General features: G+C 61.1%; 19 protein-coding genes. 7 read left to right on the plus strand and 12 right to left on the minus strand.

Going from position 1 to position 21035, the window contains the following annotated elements; translation table 11 throughout:
- The 8 genes from pqqB to pedF all read right to left on the minus strand — a co-directional run bounded on the left by pqqB (position 1) and on the right by pedF (position 8171).
- Positions 1-915, minus strand: a complete 915-nt coding sequence (pqqB, locus tag ACYZTY_RS15400; RefSeq protein ID WP_461954417.1) for a pyrroloquinoline quinone biosynthesis protein PqqB — start codon at positions 913-915, stop codon at positions 1-3.
- A gap of 53 nt (positions 916-968) precedes the next feature.
- Entirely contained in the window at positions 969-1040 is a 72-nt protein-coding gene (gene pqqA / locus ACYZTY_RS15405) for a pyrroloquinoline quinone precursor peptide PqqA (RefSeq protein ID WP_010455123.1), read from the minus strand.
- A 239-nt stretch (positions 1041-1279) separates the two neighbouring features.
- Positions 1280-2800 (minus strand): acetaldehyde dehydrogenase ExaC, encoded by a 1521-nt coding sequence (exaC, locus tag ACYZTY_RS15410; RefSeq protein ID WP_461954418.1) that lies wholly within the window; start codon positions 2798-2800, stop codon positions 1280-1282.
- A 223-nt stretch (positions 2801-3023) separates the two neighbouring features.
- Positions 3024-4799 (minus strand): PQQ-dependent methanol/ethanol family dehydrogenase, encoded by a 1776-nt coding sequence (locus tag ACYZTY_RS15415; RefSeq protein WP_461954419.1) that lies wholly within the window; start codon positions 4797-4799, stop codon positions 3024-3026.
- Positions 4800-5114: 315 nt separating this feature from the next.
- On the minus strand, positions 5115-6053 hold the full coding sequence (locus tag ACYZTY_RS15420; protein WP_461954420.1) for a quinoprotein relay system zinc metallohydrolase 1: 939 nt from the start codon (positions 6051-6053) through the stop codon (positions 5115-5117).
- Positions 6054-6069: 16 nt separating this feature from the next.
- Positions 6070-6831: a quinoprotein dehydrogenase-associated SoxYZ-like carrier gene (locus tag ACYZTY_RS15425; RefSeq protein ID WP_461954421.1), complete on the minus strand. Its 762-nt coding sequence runs from the start codon at positions 6829-6831 to the stop codon at positions 6070-6072.
- Entirely contained in the window at positions 6831-7706 is an 876-nt protein-coding gene (locus tag ACYZTY_RS15430; RefSeq protein WP_461954422.1) for a substrate-binding periplasmic protein, read from the minus strand. Before ACYZTY_RS15430 ends, ACYZTY_RS15425 begins: the two co-directional genes overlap by 1 nt.
- A gap of 3 nt (positions 7707-7709) precedes the next feature.
- Positions 7710-8171, minus strand: a complete 462-nt coding sequence (gene pedF / locus ACYZTY_RS15435; protein ID WP_461954423.1) for a cytochrome c-550 PedF — start codon at positions 8169-8171, stop codon at positions 7710-7712.
- 242 nt (positions 8172-8413) lie between these two features.
- Between pedF and ACYZTY_RS15440 the strand changes: the two genes are divergently transcribed.
- The 6 genes from ACYZTY_RS15440 to ACYZTY_RS15465 all read left to right on the plus strand — a co-directional run bounded on the left by ACYZTY_RS15440 (position 8414) and on the right by ACYZTY_RS15465 (position 13620).
- The gene (locus ACYZTY_RS15440; protein WP_461954424.1) at positions 8414-9598 is read left to right on the plus strand and encodes an ABC transporter substrate-binding protein; all 1185 of its coding nucleotides are present in this window, start codon (positions 8414-8416) and stop codon (positions 9596-9598) included.
- 40 nt (positions 9599-9638) lie between these two features.
- A complete protein-coding gene (locus ACYZTY_RS15445; protein ID WP_461954425.1) occupies positions 9639-10598 on the plus strand; it encodes a YVTN family beta-propeller repeat protein in 960 nt (319 codons plus the stop codon).
- Positions 10595-11326 carry an ABC transporter ATP-binding protein gene (locus ACYZTY_RS15450; RefSeq protein WP_461954426.1) on the plus strand — a complete coding sequence of 244 codons (732 nt, stop codon included), beginning with the start codon at positions 10595-10597 and terminating at the stop codon, positions 11324-11326. The genes ACYZTY_RS15445 and ACYZTY_RS15450 overlap by 4 nt, the downstream gene beginning before the upstream one ends.
- The gene (locus tag ACYZTY_RS15455) at positions 11323-12114 is read left to right on the plus strand and encodes an ABC transporter permease (protein WP_461954427.1); all 792 of its coding nucleotides are present in this window, start codon (positions 11323-11325) and stop codon (positions 12112-12114) included. Before ACYZTY_RS15450 ends, ACYZTY_RS15455 begins: the two co-directional genes overlap by 4 nt.
- 226 nt (positions 12115-12340) lie before the next feature.
- Positions 12341-12898 (plus strand): PQQ-dependent catabolism-associated CXXCW motif protein, encoded by a 558-nt coding sequence (locus ACYZTY_RS15460; RefSeq protein WP_461954428.1) that lies wholly within the window; start codon positions 12341-12343, stop codon positions 12896-12898.
- A 56-nt stretch (positions 12899-12954) separates the two neighbouring features.
- On the plus strand, positions 12955-13620 hold the full coding sequence (locus ACYZTY_RS15465; RefSeq protein WP_094471953.1) for a response regulator transcription factor: 666 nt from the start codon (positions 12955-12957) through the stop codon (positions 13618-13620).
- 178 nt (positions 13621-13798) lie between these two features.
- Here the strand turns inward: ACYZTY_RS15465 and nahK are convergent, their stop codons facing one another.
- The 4 genes from nahK to ACYZTY_RS15485 form a co-directional block, all read right to left on the minus strand.
- Positions 13799-16396: a hybrid sensor histidine kinase/response regulator NahK/ErcS' gene (gene nahK / locus ACYZTY_RS15470; protein ID WP_461959329.1), complete on the minus strand. Its 2598-nt coding sequence runs from the start codon at positions 16394-16396 to the stop codon at positions 13799-13801.
- Entirely contained in the window at positions 16365-17528 is a 1164-nt protein-coding gene (nosP, locus tag ACYZTY_RS15475; protein WP_461954429.1) for a nitric oxide-sensing protein NosP, read from the minus strand. The genes nahK and nosP overlap by 32 nt, the downstream gene beginning before the upstream one ends.
- Before the next feature lie 247 nt (positions 17529-17775).
- On the minus strand, positions 17776-18960 hold the full coding sequence (locus ACYZTY_RS15480) for a porin (RefSeq protein ID WP_461954430.1): 1185 nt from the start codon (positions 18958-18960) through the stop codon (positions 17776-17778).
- A gap of 209 nt (positions 18961-19169) precedes the next feature.
- Positions 19170-19976, minus strand: coding sequence for a sulfite exporter TauE/SafE family protein (locus ACYZTY_RS15485; RefSeq protein ID WP_461954431.1), 807 nt, complete (start codon positions 19974-19976; stop codon positions 19170-19172).
- Between the two features lie 162 nt (positions 19977-20138).
- Between ACYZTY_RS15485 and ACYZTY_RS15490 the strand changes: the two genes are divergently transcribed.
- A complete protein-coding gene (locus ACYZTY_RS15490) occupies positions 20139-21002 on the plus strand; it encodes an MBL fold metallo-hydrolase (protein ID WP_461954432.1) in 864 nt (287 codons plus the stop codon).
- Positions 21003-21035 lie beyond the last annotated feature (33 nt).

Below are 21035 nucleotides of genomic sequence, written 5' to 3' on the forward strand. Positions count from 1 at the left end.
CTACAGCTCAATACTCATGCCATCAAAGGCCACTTCAATACCCCGCCGCTCCAGCAACGCCCGCTCCGCCGAGTCTTCATCGAGGATCGGATTGGTGTTGTTAATGTGGATCAGCACCTTGCGCTGGCGGCTAAACCCCTCCAGCAGCTCAAGCATCCCGCCAGGCCCACTCTGCGGCAGGTGCCCCATTTCGCTGCCAAGGCTCTGGCCGACTTCGCACACGCGCATCTCATCGTCGCGCCACAAGGTGCCGTCCAGAAGAAGGCAATCGGCGCGCTGCATCCAGCTCAAGACTTCGTCGTCGACTTGCCCAAGGCCAGGGGCATAGAACACGCTGGCGCCATTGCGCAGGTCTTCGATAAACAAACCGATGGTGTCGCCCGGCTGCGGATTGCCGCGATTGGGCGAGTACGGCGGTGCGTTGCTCACCAGGGGAATCGCGCGAAATTGCAGATGCTCGCAGGCCGCGATGCTGAACGGTTCACGGTCCAGCCCCACCGGTTGCCACTGCAACCCGCCGTTCCAATGCTCGAGCATGGTGAACAAGGGAAAACCACTGCTCAGGTCCTGATGGACGCGTTCAGTGCACCAGACCGAATGCGGGCAGCCTTCGCGCAGGCTCAACAGGCCGGTGCAATGGTCGATCTGGCTGTCCAGCAGCACCACCGCGGCGATTGCCGTATCGCGCAAGCGACGGGCCGGTTGCATCGCCGGGAAACCTTCAAGCTGCGCGCGAATGTCCGGTGAAGCATTGCACAGCACCCACTCCACACCGTTGTCGCTCAGGGCAATCGACGACTGCGTGCGACGTTGCGCCCGCAGGCTGCCATTGCGCATACCGGCGCATTGGCGGCAGTTGCAGTTCCATTGCGGAAAACCGCCACCAGCGGCGGAACCGAGAACGCGGATGTGCATGGGAGCCTCCAGAAGGCAGGCCCGGCCAACGTGACGGCTGGCCGGGTGAACAATCAACGGTTGGCGAAATACATCGTCACTTCAAAACCAATGCGCAGATCGGTGAACGCGGGTTTATTCCACATGGGTCAATCCTCTTCTTGTGCCGGGTTATTCCGGTAAAGCCATTAATGCACGGGGCGCGAGACGACCGAATGCTACTTTCGAACGAGGTGACGGCGTGCGTTGGTAGGGGGTATCGCGTGGTGTCAGACACGGCCATTCGCGGGCAAGTCGGATCGCCGCACCGCTCGCTCCTACAGGTTCAGGTAATCTGTAGGAGCGAGGCTTGCCCGCGAAGGCCATCACACGGTTATGTGTCGAATCAGAAAAACCCCATCGGGTTGATGTCGTAGCTCACCAGCAGGTTTTTGGTCTGCTGATAATGGTCGAGCATCATTTTGTGGTTTTCACGGCCGACACCGGACTTCTTGTAGCCACCAAACGCAGCGTGCGCCGGGTACAGGTGGTAGCAGTTGGTCCAGACGCGTCCAGCCTTGATCGCCCGGCCCATGCGGTAGGCGCGGTTGATGTCGCGGGTCCACAGACCGGCGCCGAGGCCGAACTCGCTGTCGTTGGCAATCGCCAAGGCTTCGGCTTCGTCCTTGAACGTGGTGACGCCCACCACCGGGCCGAAGATTTCTTCCTGGAACACGCGCATTTTGTTGTGACCCTTGAGCAGGGTCGGCTGGATGTAATAACCCGTCGACAAGTCGCCTTCAAGACGCTCGGCCGCGCCGCCGGTGAGCAGCTCGGCGCCCTCCTCCTGGGCGATTTTCAGGTACGAGAGGATCTTGTCGTATTGCTGCTCGGACGCCTGGGCGCCGACCATGGTTTCGGTGTCCAGCGGGTTGCCGCGCTTGATCTTGACGATCTTCTGCATCACCACTTTCATGAAGTCGTCGTAGATCGATTCCTGCACGAGGGCTCGCGACGGACAGGTGCAGACTTCACCCTGGTTGAAAAACGCCAGCACCAGGCCTTCGGCGGCTTTCTCGATGAACTGCGGCTCAGCTTGCATGATGTCTTCGAAGAAGATGTTCGGCGACTTGCCGCCCAACTCGACGGTGCTCGGAATGATGTTCTCGGCCGCGCATTTCATGATGTGCGCGCCAATCGGGGTGGAACCGGTGAAGGCAATCTTGGCGATGCGTTTGCTGGTGGCCAGCGCTTCACCCGCTTCGCGACCGAAACCCTGGACGATGTTCAGCACGCCGGGTGGCAGCAAGTCGGCGATCAGCTCGGCGAAGACCATGATCGACAGCGGCGTCTGCTCGGCGGGTTTGAGTACCACGCAGTTACCGGCGGCCAGGGCCGGGGCGAGTTTCCAGGCGGCCATCAGCAGCGGAAAGTTCCACGGAATGATCTGCCCGACCACGCCTAGCGGCTCGTGGAAGTGATAGGCAGTGGTCAGCTCGTTGATCTCGGCGGCGCCGCCCTCTTGGGCGCGGATGCAGCCGGCGAAATAACGGAAATGATCGGCGGCCAGCGGCACGTCGGCGTTCAGGGTTTCGCGCACGGCTTTGCCGTTGTCCCAGGTTTCGGTGACGGCGAGGATTTCCAGATTCTGTTCGATGCGGTCGGCGATTTTCAGCAGCACCAACGAGCGATCCTGAGCCGAGGTCTTGCCCCAGGCATCCGCTGCGGCATGGGCAGCGTCGAGGGCTTTCTCGATGTCGGCGGCGCTGGAGCGCGGGAATTCGGCGATCACTTCACCGGTGACCGGCGAGGTGTTGGTGAAGTACTCGCCATTGACCGGCGCAACGAACTCGCCGCCGATGAAATTGCCGTAGCGCGCCTTGAAGGAGACGACGGCGCCGGGTGTTCCGGGTTGTGCGTAGATCATGGTGGGCCTCTGTCTGGGTCGATGCCTGTCGGGCAAACAGGCGATGAACCGATAGTAGAGAGCCCCGCACGCCAGACGAATGCGCCGTTGGCAGGGGGACTCTCGTTATTTGGTAGTAGGAGCGAGGCTTGCCCGCGATCGGGGCACTGCAGTCATCCAGTCAGACCGCGGCGCATTCTTCGCGAGCAAGCTTCGCTCCTACAGGGATACACGTGTGCTCTGATCAATGCTTGGCGACGAGGTCTTTCGGCAGTTTGAAGGTCCAAAGCATCCCGCCCTGGTTGAAGTCCTTGATGCGCTTGGCCACTTCGCCGCCCCACAGCGGTACGGCACCGCCCCAACCGGACAGCACCGAGACGTACTGCTCGCCGTCCATTTCCCAGGTCACGGGCGAACCGAGTACGCCGGAGCCGGTCTGGAATTCCCAGACTTTCTCACCGGTCTTGGCATTGAACGCTTGCAGGAAACCTTCCGGCGTACCGGTGAACACCAGGTTGCCCTTGGTGGTCAGCACCCCGCCCCACAGCGGCGCGAAGTTCTTGTGACGCCAGACTTCCTTGCCGGTTTTCGGGTCGATGGCGCGCAGCACGCCGATGTAGTCTTCGTTCAACGGCTTGATGGTGAAGCCGGCACCGAGGAACGCAGCGCCTTTTTTGTAGGCGATGCCTTCGTTCCAGATGTCCATGCCCCACTCGTTGGACGGCACGTAGAACAGCCCGGTGTCCTTGTTGTAGGCCATCGGCATCCAGTTTTTCGCGCCGAGGAACGCCGGGGCTACGAACACTGAACTGCCTTTGGCTTCGGAACCTGGAGCCCCAGGTCGGCTGGCTTCGTTGTAGATCGGCCGGCCTTCTTTATCGAGGCCGGTGGCCCAAGTGATCTTGTCCACGAACGGGAAGCCGCGAATGAATTTGCCGTTGGTACGGTCCAGCACGTAGAAGAAACCGTTGCGGTCAGCGGTCGCGGCGGCTTTGATCTCTTTGCCGCCTTCGGTGTAGTTGAACGAGACCAGCTCGTTCACGCCGTCATAGTCCCAGCCGTCGTGCGGCGTGCTCTGGAAGTGCCACTTGATAGTGCCGTCGTCCGGGTTCAGGGCCAGGCGCGACGACGAGTAGAGGTTGTCGCCAGGACGCAGGTGCGAGTTCCACGGCGCCGGGTTGCCAGTGCCGAACAGCAGCAGATTGGTTTCCGGGTCGTAATACCCGCCGAGCCAAGGCGCTGCGCCGCCGGTTTTCCACAGATCGCCAGGCCAGGTCTTGCCCGCTTCACCGCCGGAGATACCGTTTTCGACCGCTTTGCCGTCCTTGTAGGTGTACCCCATGTGGCCTTCAACGGTGGGCCGGGTCCACAGCAGGTCGCCGTTTTTCGGGTCGTAGGCTTCGATCTTGCCGACCACGCCGAACTCGCCACCGGCCACGCCGGTGATCAGTTTGCCGTTGATTACCAACGGCGCGGCGCTGATGGAATAGCCTTCCTTGTGGTCAGCGACTTTCTTGCTCCAGACGACTTTGCCGGTGTCCTTGTTCAGGGCCACGAGCTTGGCGTCGAGGGTGCCGAAAATCACCAGGTCGCCGTACAGCGCGACACCACGGTTGATCACGTCGCAGCAAGGACGGATGTCATCGGGCAGGCGCGCATCGTATTGCCAGAGCTTCTTGCCGGTGCGCGCATCCACCGCAAACACCCGCGAATAGGAACCGGTCATGTACATCACGCCGTCCTTGATCATCGGCTGTGCTTGCTGACCGCGCTGTTTTTCCCCGCCGAAGGAAAACGCCCAGACCGGACGCAGGTCCTTCACGTTGTTGACGTTGAGGGTGTCCAGCGGACTGTAGCGCTGACCCTGGACGCCCAGACCGTTGGTGACGATCTGCTCCGGGTTCTTGGGGTCCTGGAGAATGTCTTGATCGGTGACGCCGGCCAGCGCGGAGCCGGACAACAGCATGGCACTGAGCAGCACGCTTAGGACGAAGGGTTGGCGACGTGCGGGGTGGGTCATGACAGCTACCTCTGCGGTTTTTGTTATACCCGGGAAATTTTCCCGGTCTGGTGCAGATTCTTCGGCGCCGCCGCCCTTGGAACAATTGCCCGCAGTGCTGAGATTGCTAGTTCCTTAGTAGCGGGTCGGATGATGCCAACCCGTCAGGGCTCACCTCGACCTGTAGCAGCTGGTGAAGCCTGCGTTCGGCTGCGCAGCAGTCGTAAACCCTACTTGCACGGTTTGCCTGATTCACCCGGGACTCTGATTTCACGACTGCTGCGCAGCCGAACGCAGGCTTCGCCAGCTGCTACAAAGGGTTGCGGCGCCGCTGGGTCATTTGTTTGCGGCGGAATCGACACGGGGCATTTGTGCGCGCTCATAACGCGGGTACAGATGGCTAACGCTGCGAATCAGCTCATAACGACTCAGGCTGATGCCAGCAAACCGCTCAGGAATGGGACTGCGGATCATCTCACCCATGTCGCTGCCATTGGCCGCACCCTCACGCATCAGCTGATCGAGCCAGCCAAGGTAGTCGCGCATTTGCTCCAACGGTTTGGCGTCCGTGGCGACCGGCCCATGACCAGGTACGATCAGCGTCCACGGCAAACCTTGAAGCGTGGCGATGTCCGCCAGCCACACCGACAGCCCCGGACTGTTGGGCGTGGTCAGCGCCCGTTGGTAAAACACCAGATCCCCGGCGAACAGCACACCGGTTTTCTGGTCGAGAACAGCCAGATCCGCGCCGGTGTGCCCACCCAGGCTCAGCAGACGCAGATCGTGATTCCCAAAACTGTGTACGCCGGGCGTCAGCGTCTGGGATGGCAGCACCACTTCGGTGCCACGCATCCAGTCGCCCACCAGCCGATACATGTTCTCGGCCATGGCGTCACCCTGCTGCTGCAACAGCTCGGCGGTGCCGGCCAGCGCGCCGATCGGCACGTCGCTGAAAGCCTGGTTGCCCAACACATGGTCGGGATGGTGATGGGTCAGCAGCACCTGAATCACCGGTTTGTCAGTGATCGTGGCGATGGCCTTGCGCATCGCTTCGCCGTAGCGTTTCGACGGCCCGGTGTCGATCACCACCACACCCTGTTCGGTGACGATGAACGCGGTATTGACGATGTTGCCGCCGTTAGTCTTGGCGAAATTGTCGGTACTGCCTTCCAGCAGCCAGGTGTCTTCGGCGATTTGCCTGGGTTTGAGTGAGTAGTCGAGGTCCGCCAGGGCCGGCAGGCTCAGGCTCAAAAACAACAGCAGCATCCAGCGCATCACGCGCTCCTTGGGGTCAGGGTATGGCCGCATCGAATTGATTGCCGCTGTTGTCGCGCAGCATCAGGCGCGTCTGCCCTGCCCCTTCGATGTCGAAGGCCAGGTTGGGGTTTTCGCTGACAGCGGGAAACAGCTCCAGCCGGGCCAGCAGTTGATCGTTCTGATCTCGCAGTTCGGCATGGTTGATGAAGAATTCCGGGATGCCACTGACCATGCCATTGTCCATCGGATGCGCCACTTGCAAGCGCACACGGCTGAACTCGCCTCGGGGATAACGACCGCCCAGCACTTCACCGATGTGGTCTTCCCAGCCCGGCTGCGTACGCACCACACTTGGCGCCGTGCAGCCGCCGCCCGCCGCATCGATCAGCGTCGAACCGACATGCCACAGTCCATCCCGGGTCAGCACCGCCGCACGCAACGGCGTCGCCTGCTCGACGCGGATACGGATCGACAGCCACGGCAATACGCGATCCAGTGGTTGAAAATCGACGATTTTCGGTAAGGGATTGAGTTCAGCCCAGGCAAGGATTTTTACCACGTCACCCTTGAACGCCCGGGCGTCGATTTCCAGCGGCACTTGCCGGGCGTCTTCGGCGAACGGCGGTGCCAGCAGCTTGACCCGGTCGTCGAACACGAACGGCGCATCGCCGAGCATCTGCTTGTGGTAGAAGGCCCACATCACCGAGGGCACTGGGTCTTTGCCCGGCTCGATGCCGGCAGCGTGCGCCACCAAGGGTAACCAGCAGAGCAGCAGACAACTCGCTCGCCAGTTCACTATTGATACATCTCGGGCACGTCATAGCGCAGACCGTAATGACCATAAATGGTTTTGACCGCCCCCTCGCGAATCAAGGCCTCCAGCGCCTCTTCCACGGCATAGGCCAGTTGACGGTTGCTTTCATGCACCGCCATGCCGATCTCCCAGAGTTGCTTGCCCATGTTCGGGTAGGCGTTTTCCGCCAGCGCCACTTGTGGGTCGTGGGCTTCGTGAACTTGCCAGTCGATCTCGCCGCGCATGGCCATCACCGCGTCGACTTCACCGGCCTTCATCGCCGCGAAGGCTTGAGGCACACCGGGATAGTGATGGGTGTTGCCAGCGAGCATGCCGCTGAATACCGAGGTCAGGTAGAACGACGGCACGCTGTCGACTTCGACGCCGATCGGGTGGTGTTCGAACACCGCGACGCTGCCCACCGATTCCAGACGGCGGCGATCATAAGCGACCTGCCATTGTTCGTTCTGGTACGGCCCGAACATCACCACATGGCCGTTTTCCAGCTCACCCAGTTCATTGCGTTTTTGCGCGTAATCGCGGTCGTAGGGTACGCGCATCATCAGGTCGGCCAATCGCAGATCGTGCAGCTGACTGGCCCGCCAGATGTAATCGCGCAGGTCGTCATCAAGCTTCTCGCCGGCGGGTGCCCAGATCAGCGTCAGGCGCACACCCAGCGCTTTGGCCAACGCTGCGGCGAGCTCGACATCAACCCCTCGGGGCTGGCCGGCGTCTTCAAAACTGTAGGGGGCGAAGTCTTTGTAGACTGCCACTTTCAGCTCCCCGGCGGCGATCATTTCGTCATAGGTACGGACCTGCGCCTGCACTGCCTGGCAGCACAGCAACACAGCGCTGATCAACACAGCAAGCAGGCGCATGGATTACTCCTCGACGTGAACGCTGTCCAGGTAAGTGCGCACGGCCCACAGGGCTTCCTGACTCAGGTAATCGGCCATCTTCGGCATATAAACCCGACCGTCGCGCACGGCACCGTGGCGCACGCGCTCGACGAACCATTCATCACCCGCCTCGGCGACATCGAGCATGCGCAAATCAGGAGCGATCCCACCGGATTTGGCTTCCAGGCCATGACAGGCCGCGCAGTTCTGGTTGTACGCCGACGAGCCGATTTCCACGGCCTTATCGCGTTCCGCAGAGGTGCGATACGGGTTCACCGCCGCCCAACCATCGGCATCCACCTGCACGCCGGCATCCTTGATCGGGGTCAGACCCGGGGTGGCGACAGCATGGGGGACCACGTCACCGTGGGCCCAGACCGAACCTGCGCTGATAAAACCGGCCAGCAGTCCGGCAACGAGCAAGGCGTTGCGTTTTGTTGTCATTGTTATGCCCTCGAGATTGCACGCAAAACCTCTTTGAAGAGGCTATGGCACCCATCTTAGGAACGGCTTCGCACAATCCCCATGCTGCTTTGGTGGCCGCCGTCTAGTCCCTTGGTAGTAGGGCTTGTGACGCGCACCAAGTCAGAGCTACTACCTTGGTACTGCCTGACTGGTACTTTCTGCATATTTCATTCTGCCGCGCAGGCTTCCTATGCTGGCGCTACCTGTAATGGAGTGCCTTTATGCGCCAGCTTGCCCCCTACGCCTTGATCTACCTGCTGGCAATTGCCTGCGCTGCCGGGCTGGCGACTCAGAGCCAGGCAGCAGAGGCGCCGTTGCAGGTGCAGATCGGCTACCTGGGCTATCGACCTGACCCCGGCCCGCTGCTGTCGAACGTGATTCCCGAACCGGTCGATGCCGGACTTCGCGGCGCTGAACTGGCGATCACCGACAGCAACAGCACCGGGCGTTTTCTCAACCAGAGTTACAGCTTGGTCAGCGTCAATACCGACAGCCCTGAGGCCCTGATCGACGCGGCCAAGGCCCAGCACCAACAAGGCCTGCGCCTGTTTGTGGTGAATGCTCCCGTGGAGAGTCTGCGCCGGCTCAGCGCCGTGCTGCCCGACAGTTTGCTGTTCAACGCGGGCAGCCCGGATGACAGCCTGCGCACCACCGATTGCCTGCCGAACGTGCTGCACAGTTTGCCGAGCCGGGCGATGCTCGCCGATGCGCTGGCGCAATTTCTGGTGGTGCGTAAATGGCAACGGGCGCTGTTGATCGTAGGCCCGACGCCGGACGATCAAGCCTATGCCGCCGCCCTGCGCCGCGCCGCCAAACGCTTCGGTTTGAAACTGGTGGCGGAAAAAGCCTGGAGCTTCGATAACGATCAGCGTCGCAGCGCCCAGGCCGACATGCCGCTGTTCACTCAAACCGCCGAGTACGACGTGGTGCTGGTCGCGGATGAACGCGGCGACTTTGGCGAATACGTGCCCTACCAGACCTGGTACCCACGGCCGGTCGCCGGCACTCAGGGCCTGACCCCGGTGGGCTGGCACAAAACCGTGGAAACCTACGGCGCCGCCCAATTGCAGAAACGCTTCGAAGCCCTGGCCGGGCGCTGGATGAATGACCGTGATTTCGCTGCCTGGATCGCCGTGCGCAGCATTGCCAGCGCGGTGAGCAAACTGCGTCAAGTCGATCCGATGGCGATTCGCGCGATGGAAATCAGCGATCAATTGCCACTGGATGGCTTCAAGGGTCGCAAGCTCAGTTATCGGCCGTGGAACGGCCAGTTGCGTCAGCCGATTCCCATCGTCCAGCCCCGGGCGCTGGTCAGCACCTCGCCGCAGGACGGTTTCCTGCACCCCTTCAACGAGATGGACAGCCTCGGCTACGACAAGCCCGAGGTCAGCTGCCGCTTTCCCTGATACCGCCTCCAGACAACGACAACAAAAAAAGGAATCCGCCATGCGCCGCACCCTGCTCTCATGCGCCCTGCTACTCGCCGCCGGGCACGCCGCGGCCAGCACCGCCTGGGTCTCCAACGAAAAAGACAACAGCCTCAGCTTGATCGACCTGCAGACCCTGCAAGTCACCGACACCCTGCCCGTCGGCCAGCGCCCGCGCGGTTTGCTGCTGTCCCACGACAACAAGCTGCTGTACATCTGCGCCAGTGACTCGGACCGGGTCCAGGTAATGGACGTCGCCACACGCAAGATCATCAAGGAACTGCCCTCGGGCAAAGACCCCGAGCAGTTCGCCCTGCACCCCAATAATCGCTGGCTATACGTTTCCAACGAAGACGATGCGCTGGTGACCGTGATCGACACCGAAACCTCCAAGGTGCTGAGCCAGATCAACGTCGGCGTCGAACCCGAAGGCATGGCCGTCAGCCCCGATGGCAAGTGGGCGGTGAACACCAGCGAAACCACGAACATGCTGCACTGGATCGACACCAGCACCCAGACCCTGGCCGACAGCACCCTGGTCGATCAGCGGCCGCGTTTCGTCGAGTTCGCGCCTGACGGTTCCAAGCTCTGGGCCTCGGCGGAAATCGGCGGCACGGTAACCATTCTCGATGTCGCCACCCGGCAGATCCTCAAGACCCTGACCTTCCAGATCAAGGGCGTGCACCCGGACAAAGTGCAACCGGTGGGCATCAAACTCAGCGCCGACGGCAAGTACGGTTTCGTGGCCCTCGGTCCGGCCAACCATGTGGCGGTGATCGATGCCAAGACCTTTGAAGTGCTTGATTACCTGCTGGTCGGCCGGCGCGTCTGGCAGATGTCATTTACCCCGGATCAGAAGCAGTTGCTGGCCACCAACGGCGTCAGCGGTGATGTGTCGGTGATTGATGTCGATAGCCTCAAGGTCACTAAATCGGTGAAGGTCGGGCGCTATCCGTGGGGCGTGGTGGTGACGCCATGAACGCACTGGAAGTCAGTGAGCTGAGCTTCGCCTATGGGGCGCGGGAGGCGTTGCGGCAGGTAAGTTTCAGCCTGGCGCCCGGGCGTTTTGCGGCGCTGCTGGGGCCGAACGGCGCGGGCAAATCGACGCTGATTGCCTTGCTCACTCGGCTGTACGATTTGCAGCGCGGTGACATCCGGGTGGGCGGCTGCTCCTTGCGCAACGCGGCGCGCCCGGCGCTCAAGCAATTGGGCGTGGTGTTTCAGCAAAGCACGCTGGACCTGGACCTCAGTGTCGAGCAGAACCTGCGCTATCACGCCGCGCTGCATGGCATGTCCTGGCGCCAGACCAGCCTGCGGGTCGATGCCGAACTGACGCGCCAGGCCTTGACCGAACGCCGTCGCGAGCGGGTGCGCGAACTCAATGGCGGTCACCGTCGCCGGGTGGAAATCGCCCGCGCCTTGTTGCATGAGCCACGGCTGTTGCTGCTCGACGAGGCCAGCGTCGGCCTCGACCCGGCCAGCCGTCTGGCGCTCAATCAACACATTCGAGGTTTGTGCCGCGAGCAACATATCAGCGTGCTCTGGACCACCCATTTGCTGGATGAAGTGCAGCCGAGTGACGACTTGCTGATTCTCCATCAGGGACGCCTGGTCGCCAGCGGACGGGCTGATGCATTAAGCCAGGAACATGGCGGCGACCTTGGTTCAGCCTTCACCCGTCTGACCACATCAGGAGCCGTCCAATGACTGCTTATTGGCAATGTTTCAGCGGCATCGTGCTGCGCGAATGGCTGCGCTTTGTGCTGCAACGCACGCGGTTTCTCAGTGCGCTGGTGCGGCCGTTGCTGTGGCTGCTGGTGTTCGCCGCCGGGTTTCGCGCGGCACTCGGGATCGCGATCATCGAGCCCTACGACACCTACATTCCGTATGAGGTCTACATCATCCCGGGGCTGGCTTGCATGATCCTGCTGTTCAACGGCATGCAAGGTTCGCTGTCGATGGTCTACGACCGGGAGATGGGCAGCATGCGCGTGCTGCTGACCAGCCCCCTGCCCCGGACTTTCCTGCTGTGCAGCAAGTTGTTGGCGACATCACTGATTTCGCTGTTGCAGGTGTATGCATTCCTGGCGATCGCCTGGGTGTACGGCGTGCAGCCGCCGGCCATGGGTTTGCTGATCGCCCTGCCGGCGTTGTTGCTGGTGGCGTTGATGCTCAGCGCACTGGGCCTGCTGCTGTCCAATGCGATCCGCCAGCTGGAGAACTTTGCCGGGGTGATGAATTTCGTGATCTTTCCGCTGTTCTTCCTGTCGTCGGCGTTGTATCCGCTGTGGAAGATGCGCGAGTCCAGCGAGTGGTTGTACTGGCTGTGTGCGTTGAACCCGTTTACCCATGCGGTGGAGTTGGTGCGGTTTGCCTTGTATGAACGCTTCAATCCGCTGGCCCTGACAGTGTGCGCGGGGCTGACGGTGGTGTTCGCACTGCTCGCCGTACTCACCTTCAACCCACAACACGCCGCCCTGCGCAAAACCGGCTGACACCACAGCCCCTCTGTAGGAGTGAGCCTGCTCGCGATGGCGATCGAACATTCAACATCAATGTTGACTGATAGTCCGCTTTCGCGAGCAGGCTCGCTCCTACAGGGGATTTGTGTTGAATAGGGGGGAAATTACTACTTTAGTACTGGTTTCCCTGTCTATCGTCGCATTCCCAATGCACCGAGACTGGCATGTAATGGGTTCATAACTATAAGGATTGAACCCCATGCCGCGTGCCCAACGTCGTCTGTTGCGCCCTTCTCTCGCTGCGCTGTCGCTGAGCCTGTTGCTGAGCGTCGCGCACGCCGATACGCCGCTGTTCTCCGCCGACGGCTACCGCATCGGCCTCTACCGCAGCCCGACCCCGAATCAGCTTCAAGGCGCGGCCATCGTCGACACCGCCGCCCTGCAAACCCTGCTCACCCAAACGCCGCGCCCGGTGCTGATCGACGTCTACCGCCGCCAATGGCTGCAAGGACGGTTCATCGAAGACCAGCCCCACGAAAACCTGCCCGGCAGCCACTGGCTGGCCAATACCGGCGACGGCGACCTGACACCTGACTGGCAGGGCTATTTTGCGCGTAACCTGAACACATTGACCGCAGGCGACCTCGCGCAACCGCTGGTCTTCTACTGCCGCTCCGACTGCTGGCTGAGCTGGAACGCCGTCAAACGCGCCGCTGCCATGGGCTATAAAACACTGTATTGGTATCGCGACGGCCTGGACGCCTGGCAAGCCGCGAACCTGCCCGTTGAACCAGCCCGGCCCGAGCCCTTCCCCTGACCTTTACGCGTATGTGTTGTTGCCACACCATAATGAAAATAATGAGGTGAAAGGCTATGTACAAAATTCTGATTGCCGACGATCACCCGCTGTTTCGCGAAGCCATCCATAACGTCATCAGCGACGGATTCCCGGGCAGCGAGGTGATGGAAACCGCCGACCTCGACAGCGCCCTGCTACTGACTCAGGAACATGACGACCTGGACCTGATCCTGCTCGACCTGAACATGCCAGGCATGCACGGCCTCAACGGCCTGATCAACCTGCGCAACGAGGCGCCGACCATTCCGGTGGTGATCGTCTCGGCTGAGCAGGACAAACAGATCGTGCTGCAAGCCATCACTTATGGTGCGGTGGGTTTCATCACCAAATCCTCGCCAAGGGTGCAGATGACCGAGGCTATCCAGCAAATTCTCAATGGCAATGTGTACCTGCCGCCGGACATCATCCGCACGCAAAAATGCGGCACCCACCGACGCATGAATGACAACCCGAGCTTCCCGCCGGAACTGCTCCAGGCCTTGACCCGCAAGCAGTTGCTGGTGCTCGAACGCATGACCAAGGGTGAGTCGAACAAACAGATCGCCTACACCCTGGAAATCGCCGAAACCACGGTCAAGGCGCATGTCTCGGCGATTTTGCGCAAACTCAACGTGCACAACCGGGTGCAGGCGATTCTGAGTGCCGGGGATATCGATTTCGGGTCTTATCTGCGGCGCTGAATGCTGGAGTTTCCCTGATACTGTGGCGAGGGAGCTTGCTCCCGTTGGGTCGCGAAGCGGCCCCCTTCAAACTTCAGATAAACCGAGTTGCCTGATTTACGACTGCTTCGCAGCCGAACGGGAGCAAGCTCCCTCGCCACAGAAAGCCCACTCGCCACGGGACTGGTTTCCGGCGTAACTACCGGGATGGGCCAAGCAAATGACTCATCGCCGTCTTGAGCTTCATCGGCCGCACCGGTTTGTGCATCAGGGTATGCCCCAGCTCACGAATCTGCTGCTTGAGCTCATTGCTGTAATTGGCGGTAATCATCATCGCCGGGATCGCTGAACCGCGACGGGCGTTGATCCGGGCCACGGCATCGACGCCGTTCTGGTCGTCATCCAGGTGATAGTCGGCGATCAGCAAGTCGGCCTCTTCATGATAGTTGTCCACCTGCCGCGCCAGGTCCTGCTCCGACAGCGCCGTGACCACCCGACACCCCCACCCTTCAAGCAGCGTGCGCATACCGGCGCAAATCGCCGCGTCGTTATCCAGCACCCACACCCGCGCCCCGCGCAGACGTTCCAGCATCGGCTCACTCATCAGCAGCGCCGGTTGAGCCTTGGGGGCGGTGGCGCTCAACGGCACTTCGACGGAAAACATCGAGCCCTTGCCCGGCCACGAACGCACGTGAATCCGGTGACCGAGAATCCCGGCGATTTTCTCGACAATCGCCAGCCCCAGCCCCAACCCGCGATCCTGATCCGGACGCTGCACATCGCCGCGCTTGAACTCCTGAAAAATCTCTTCCAGCCGATTTTCGGCAATGCCCATGCCGCTGTCCCAGACCTCGATCGTCAATCGCTGATGATGACGCCGACACCCAAGCATCACACGACCGCTGTAGGTGTAGCGAATGGCGTTGCTCAGCAGATTGCGCAGGATCCGCGCGAGCAACTGGATGTCGCTGCGCACCAACGCCGAACACGGGATGAAATGCAGCTCAAGCCCTTCACTGCGGGCGACCTGGGTGTATTCAGCCGCGAGGTTTTCCAGCAGTTCGCTCAGGGCGAACGGTGCAATGTCAGCCTTGATTACCCCGGCATCCAGCTTGGAAATGTCCACCAGCGTACCCAGCAGGTTTTCCACGTCTTCCAGTGAATTGCTGACATTGCGTACCAAAATCGCATTGGCTACTGGCTCCCGGCGTTCCAGCAGAGCACTGGTAAACAGTCGCGCAGCGTTCAGCGGTTGCAGCAAATCGTGACTCACGGCGGCGAGGAACTTGGTTTTCGACAGGTTGGCCTGCTCGGCCTCGAGCTTGGCTTCGCGCAAGCGCGATTCGACGCGCCGACGCTCGTCGATTTCGCGCAGCAGTTGGTCATTGAGGGTGGTCAGTTCGGTCGTGCGTTCGCGCACCCGCAACTCGAGATTCTGATAAGCCTGGTGCAGCGCCTCGGCCGTGCGCCGGCGCTCGGTGATGTCGCGAATCAACACGAAAATCCCCACCACTTCCCCGGTGGCCAGGCGATTGGGCACGTAGGAGCGCAGCATGTAGCGCTCCTGATTGTTGATGTTGGTTTCGGCGAACTCGAACGTCACGCTCTCACCGGCCAGGGCCCGGGCCACATAGGCTTCGAGGCGTTGGTAATGCTGCTGGCTGTGAACTTCGCGCAGGCTCTGCCCGAGCATCACGCCGCGCGGCCAGCAGTACCATTCTTCGTAGACCTTGTTGGTGAACTCGTAGACCAGATCGGCATTGAGGTAGGCAATCAGCGCCGGCACATGGTCAGTGATCAGGCGAATCCAGCGCTCGCTTTCGCTCAACGCTTCGGCATGCTGATAACGTTCGGTGATGTCAGTGAACGTGTTGACGAAGCCGCCGGTGGGCAACGGATGGGTGCGGATTTCCAGCACACGGCCATCGTAGAGGCGCTGCTCTGATTCCTGCACGTGCCGCCCGTTGGCATCGCGACTGGCCGGGGTCAGCAGGTTCAACTCGCTGTCGGCGATCACTTCGGCAAACGGCCGATGAGCCGCCACCGGGGCCAGCCCGCTGAGTTCGAGGAAACGCCGGTTCCACAGTTCCAGAATGCCTTCGGCATTGACCATCGCCACGCCTTGGGAAAGGTTGTCGACCGCCCGTTGCAGCAAGTGCGATTTCTGCGCCACCGCTTGCTCGCGGCGCACGGTTTCGCTGAGTTTGACGTCGGTAATGTCGGTGAACAGGATCACTCGCCCACCTTCCTGGGTGGGCCGTTCGCTGACTTGCAACCAGCGGCCATTCTGCAGGCGATAGAACAGGTTTTCGTCGGCATGCCCACGGGGTTCTTGGGTGAACAGCCCGGTGGCGGACATCAGGCGCTTGACCTCGGCCAGGCGCATGCCCGCATTGATGCGCACCCGGCTGTTGCTCCAGAACGCCTTGAAACGGCTGTTGAACAAGACGATGCGCTGGTCGGCATCGAACAGCACAAAGGCGTCGGAAATGCTCTCGATGGCATCGATCAAATGTTGGTGGGCCGTTTCCGCCCGCAGACGCGCTTCGCTGAGCAGGTGATTGCCCGACTTGAGTTCGGCCATGGCCTGGTTCAAGGCATCGGTGCGCTCACGGACCTGTTCGGCCAGCACCACCGAATGCTGGAAAGCCGCGTACGGGTCGTTGCCGCGAGTAATGCCGGATTCGATCCGCTCGATCAGCGCGCCATTGATGCGCTGCAGCTTTTGATTGTCGTGGCGCAGGCTGGCGAGCTGTGCCTGGAGTTCAACGATGTCCAGGGGACCGGCCTCGGGCAATGGCAACCCCGGTGAAGGTCTGGTTGATGTGCATGCCATTGAACTGTTCTCCGTAGGTGTTGAAACCCATCACCCGTTGGTCGCGCAAAAACGTTCCGATCTGCTCCAGGCTGCCGCCGTCTTCCAGTTCCAGACGCCTGAGAAAGCAGTCGCAGCCGATGGTCAGCAACAGGTCGCCAAGACGCTCCTGCAAGCCTTCAAACAAGGTTTGCAGGTTCGGCAGCATCGGGCCGGGGGTCATGACGGTGAGGACGATGCCGTTTTCCACCGCACAGTAAAAACTCAGGCTCAGGTCCGGATGCACCTGCTGGATTGCCCGCACGTAATACTGATCGTTGATCCGCACGGCCAACGGGTGCGCGGCGAAGACCCGGTGATCGAGCTCGGCCACCGGTACGCCGATGTGTCGGGCGTACTCCTCGGCAGCCGGCTCGGCATTCAGTTCAAAGACCCGGCGCGAGGCGCTGTCGGCCCCGGTGACCACCAGTTTCTCGGCCCTCGGCAAGATGTGGTGAGTGGTGAACACCTCGAAATCCAGCCAGGTATTGACCAGCACCACCACCGCCGCGCCGCTGTGAAATTCGCCGCCAAAATAGACGTGGGTGTGGGTCAGGTAATTGTCGTCGCCGGCCGAACCGCCGAAATGCGGGATGTCGCCCAACGCTGCGCTCAAGGCGGCGAGGACCATTTCTTCACGGCTGGACAGACCATCGAGCAAGGTCAGGGCAAAGCTGTTGCCTTTGATCGGCGCCAGGGTATTGCTGCGACAGCCACTGACCAGGCGCTCGACCATTTGCTGGGCGTCGATCAGGCTGAAGCGCTCCATCTCGCAGATCAGTTCGGCGTCGATGGAAAAATGCCGATGATCGAAACCGACCGCCGTCACGCAGTTGCGACCGTAGCCCAACGGGGTGATTTCCCCGGCGCTGGTGCAACCCACCAGGCGAATCCCGCCGAAGCTTTGTTGCAGGGCCTGGCCCAGCGCCTGCAAGTCGTACTCGGCGGAACAGAAGAACAGCACGAAGCCCAAATGCGGGTGCAATAGCTGACGCGCGAGCTCCTGAGCCACTTGTTGGGCATCGGTGGCCTGTGACATGCCACTGACCACCCCTTCACTCTGGACCTGCTGCATGGTCGCCCCCCGCAGGTGCGCGTGTATGAGGCACGAGTGTACGAAGCTTGCGGGCGGCGACGTATGCTACTTGGGTAGCGGTCAGGCGCTTCGATGGGATGAGAGATCAGCCAAACACCGTCAATCCCTTGTAGGAGCGAGGCTTGCCCGCGAAAGCGGTGTGTCAGTCGACATTAATGTTGAATGTGACGACCTCTTCGCGGGCAAGCCTCGCTCCTACAGGATTTGCGTTGTGCCAAACCTGTTGTCACCAGTTCAACACCGCCCCCACCGCAAACGTGTCGGTATCTTCATTCTGGGCGCTGGTGTCGTGGCCGTTGATTTCGAACTGGTTGTACTCGGCCACAAGCTTGAGGTTGTCATTGACGTCATGGAACAGCGCAATGCCGCGCGTCTCGTAATCCGCACCGCTGCCGACTACACCGTTACCGTCGTCATTGGTCTTGCCGTACGACAAGGCCAAACGGTTTTTGCCCAGCTTGTAGGAGCCCTGCAGCAAGTAACCGTCGCTGTCGACGTTGCGCAGGGTCGGTTCGCCGGCGTTGTTAGTGAAGAACGGGTTGATGCCCTTGGCCTGGAAACCGGAACCGGTCAGCGACAGCCCACCCATCTTCGCCTGCACACCGTAGCCGACGCCTTTGGAAGTGACGGACTGCACGGTGGAGTCGGTATTGTCCGAGGTCTGGTAGCTGCCGTTGACCCAGCTGTAAATCTTCGCCCCACCCACATCGAACTGATAGGTGACTTCGCTCTCGGTACGCGGGTTCTCCTGATAGGCCTTGCCCAATGGGCTGCTGTCGTTGGTGTCGACCGGGTCGAGAATCCCCACGGCCACGCGCAAACCCTCCATCACCGGGGTGCGATAGGTGATCTGCGAGGTCGGGAACGGATACGGATAACCCGTGCCGATATTGCCGAACGACACCCCGCCACCGTCCACGAGGCCCAGGGTATCGCTGACCTGGCCGTAACCGGCGAGCATTTCATCGAGCAGAATGTTGGAGCGAGCGAACAGGCCGAAGTCCTTGCCGATCAGCACTTCGCCCCATTCCGGATTGGCCACGGTGCCGTAGAACTGTCGCACGTCGATGGCGGTGTCGGTGCCGTTGGTCTGGCTGTCGTTGATGGTCACCCAGAAGGAGGCCCTGGCACCGAGCTTGAGGTCATCGATCTGTTTGCCCATGTTGAAACCCAGGTAGTTGGGCAGATAGCCCATTTTCACCCGCGCCTGACGCCGGTCGTATTGATCGCCGGCACGGTCGACATCGCTGTTCACGTAGAAGGCGTTGATGTAGCCGTCGGTTGAGAACGTGGTCTGGTCCTTGTCGTACAGCACGATCTCGGCCTCGGCCATTGAGCTCAAACCGAGGGTCGACAGGCTGGCGATGAAGGCAGGCAAGTAACGATGCTTGAAATTCTTATTGTTGTGCATGACGCGCTCCGCAGCGGGGGACTGGATGTCGGAGGCGATTATCGAAAGGTGACCGGCGGCGGCATACGCTGCCTTGGGGGCGGTTTTGAAGTGCTTTGGGTTGGCGGGTGATGCGCGGCAAATTCGGTGTAAGACCGGGTCGCGCCAAGACCCGGAACTTAGGATGTACGCCTGCCCGGCAGACTGGCGGCCACAGGAACCGGTACTTCCTAGACGCCCGCCCTGAACAGCATGTAAGCGGCGACCATCACACAGACGCTGGCGAAGCCGACTTGCAGGGCACGGGCCGGAACGCGTGCGCACAGGTGTCGGCCAACGATCATGCCGACGATGCTGGCGACAATGAACGCAACGCCCAATGCGTCAATCCTGACCCCGGCATGAAACGCGCCGATCACCCCGATGGCCGAGATCAGGCTGATCACCATCAACGATGTGGCGACGATGCCGCGCATCTGCACATCGGTCAGTTGCTTGAACGCAGGCACGATCAGAAAGCCGCCGCCGACGCCGAGCAAACCCGACACCACGCCGGTCACCGCGCCGAGTGCCGCGAGGGTCGCAGTGCACTTGGCGGTCCAGGAAAAACGTCCGGTCTGCTGATCGAGCATGCAGTTTTTCTGGCCCCAGTTGGCATGGCCGTGGTCGCTCGGCCCTTCTTCCTGGCGTTCACGACGCAACATCCGCCAGGCCACCATGACCATCAGCAGACTGAACAGGATCATCAGGATTTTTTCCGGCAACTGATGGGCGAAGTAGATCCCGACCGGTGAAAAAATCGCCCCCAGCAGTGCGATCAGCAACGCCGCGCGATAGCGCACCAGGCCATGGCGCAAACCATCAATGACCCCGACCGCCGCCGCACTGCCCACCGCGAACAATGCCACCGGCGCGGCCTGGGTCATGGTCAAACCCAGCCCCAGCACCAGGGCCGGCACCGCAAGAATGCCGCCACCGGCCCCGGTCAATCCAAGGACCAGGCCCATCACCACACCAAAAAAACTCGCCAACAACATAAAACGCTCGTGATCCGCGAAAAAAAGCCGGGAACGCCCGGTATCGATGAGTGACAGGATAGAGCCCGTGAGGATTTTTTCCTTCATGAATTAACGCAGGGCTGGTCAGCGCAGGGAAAATGAAACTACCCTCATGGCTTGTCCTGAAAGAAAACGGCCACCATGCCTGCCTTGATTGAAGCTTTTCTAGACCCTGCCTCGTCGACCTACAGCTACGTGATCTACGAAGGCAATGGCGGTCAATGCGCCATCGTCGACCCGGTGCTCGACTACGACCCCGCCGCCGGACGCACCGCCACCACCCAGGCGGATAAAATCATCGCCTTCGTTCGCGACCGACAGCTGCACGTGCAATGGCTGCTGGAAACCCACGCCCATGCCGATCACCTGTCCGCCGCACCGTATCTGCGTCGGGAGCTGGGGGGCAAAATCGCCATCGGCCAGTCGATCAGCAAGGTTCAGGGCGTGTTCAAGACCCTGTTCAACCTTGAGCCGGAGTTTCGCAGCGACGGTTCGCAATTCGGCCATCTGTTCGCGCCGGACGAGTCGTTCAAGATCGGCAACCTCAAGGCCACGGCCCTGCATGTGCCCGGCCACACCCCGGCGGACATGGCTTACTTGATCGACGGTGATGTGATCCTGGCGGGCGATACCTTGTTCATGCCGGACGTGGGCACTGCCCGTTGCGACTTCCCCGGCGGCAACGCCAACCAGATGTTCGCCTCGATTCACAAACTGCTGGCCTTCCCCGCCAGCGTTCGGCTCTACGTCTGCCACGACTACCCACCCGAAGGCCGCGAATCCCGATGCATGACCACGGTGGGCGAGCAGCGTAAAAGCAATATCCATATCCATGACGGTATCGATGAAGCAGCATTCGTCGCCATGCGCACCCAGCGTGATGCCGGGTTGGGTATGCCGACGCTGTTGCTGCCGGCGATTCAGGTGAATGTGCGGGCGGGGAATTTGCCGCCGGCGGAAGATAATGGCGTGACCTACCTGAAAATCCCGATCAACAAGTTGTAGCTCCGCGAGCTAAGACCGTTACCGGGACATCGC

The sequence above is a fragment of the Pseudomonas sp. LB1P83 genome, assembly GCF_054897885.1.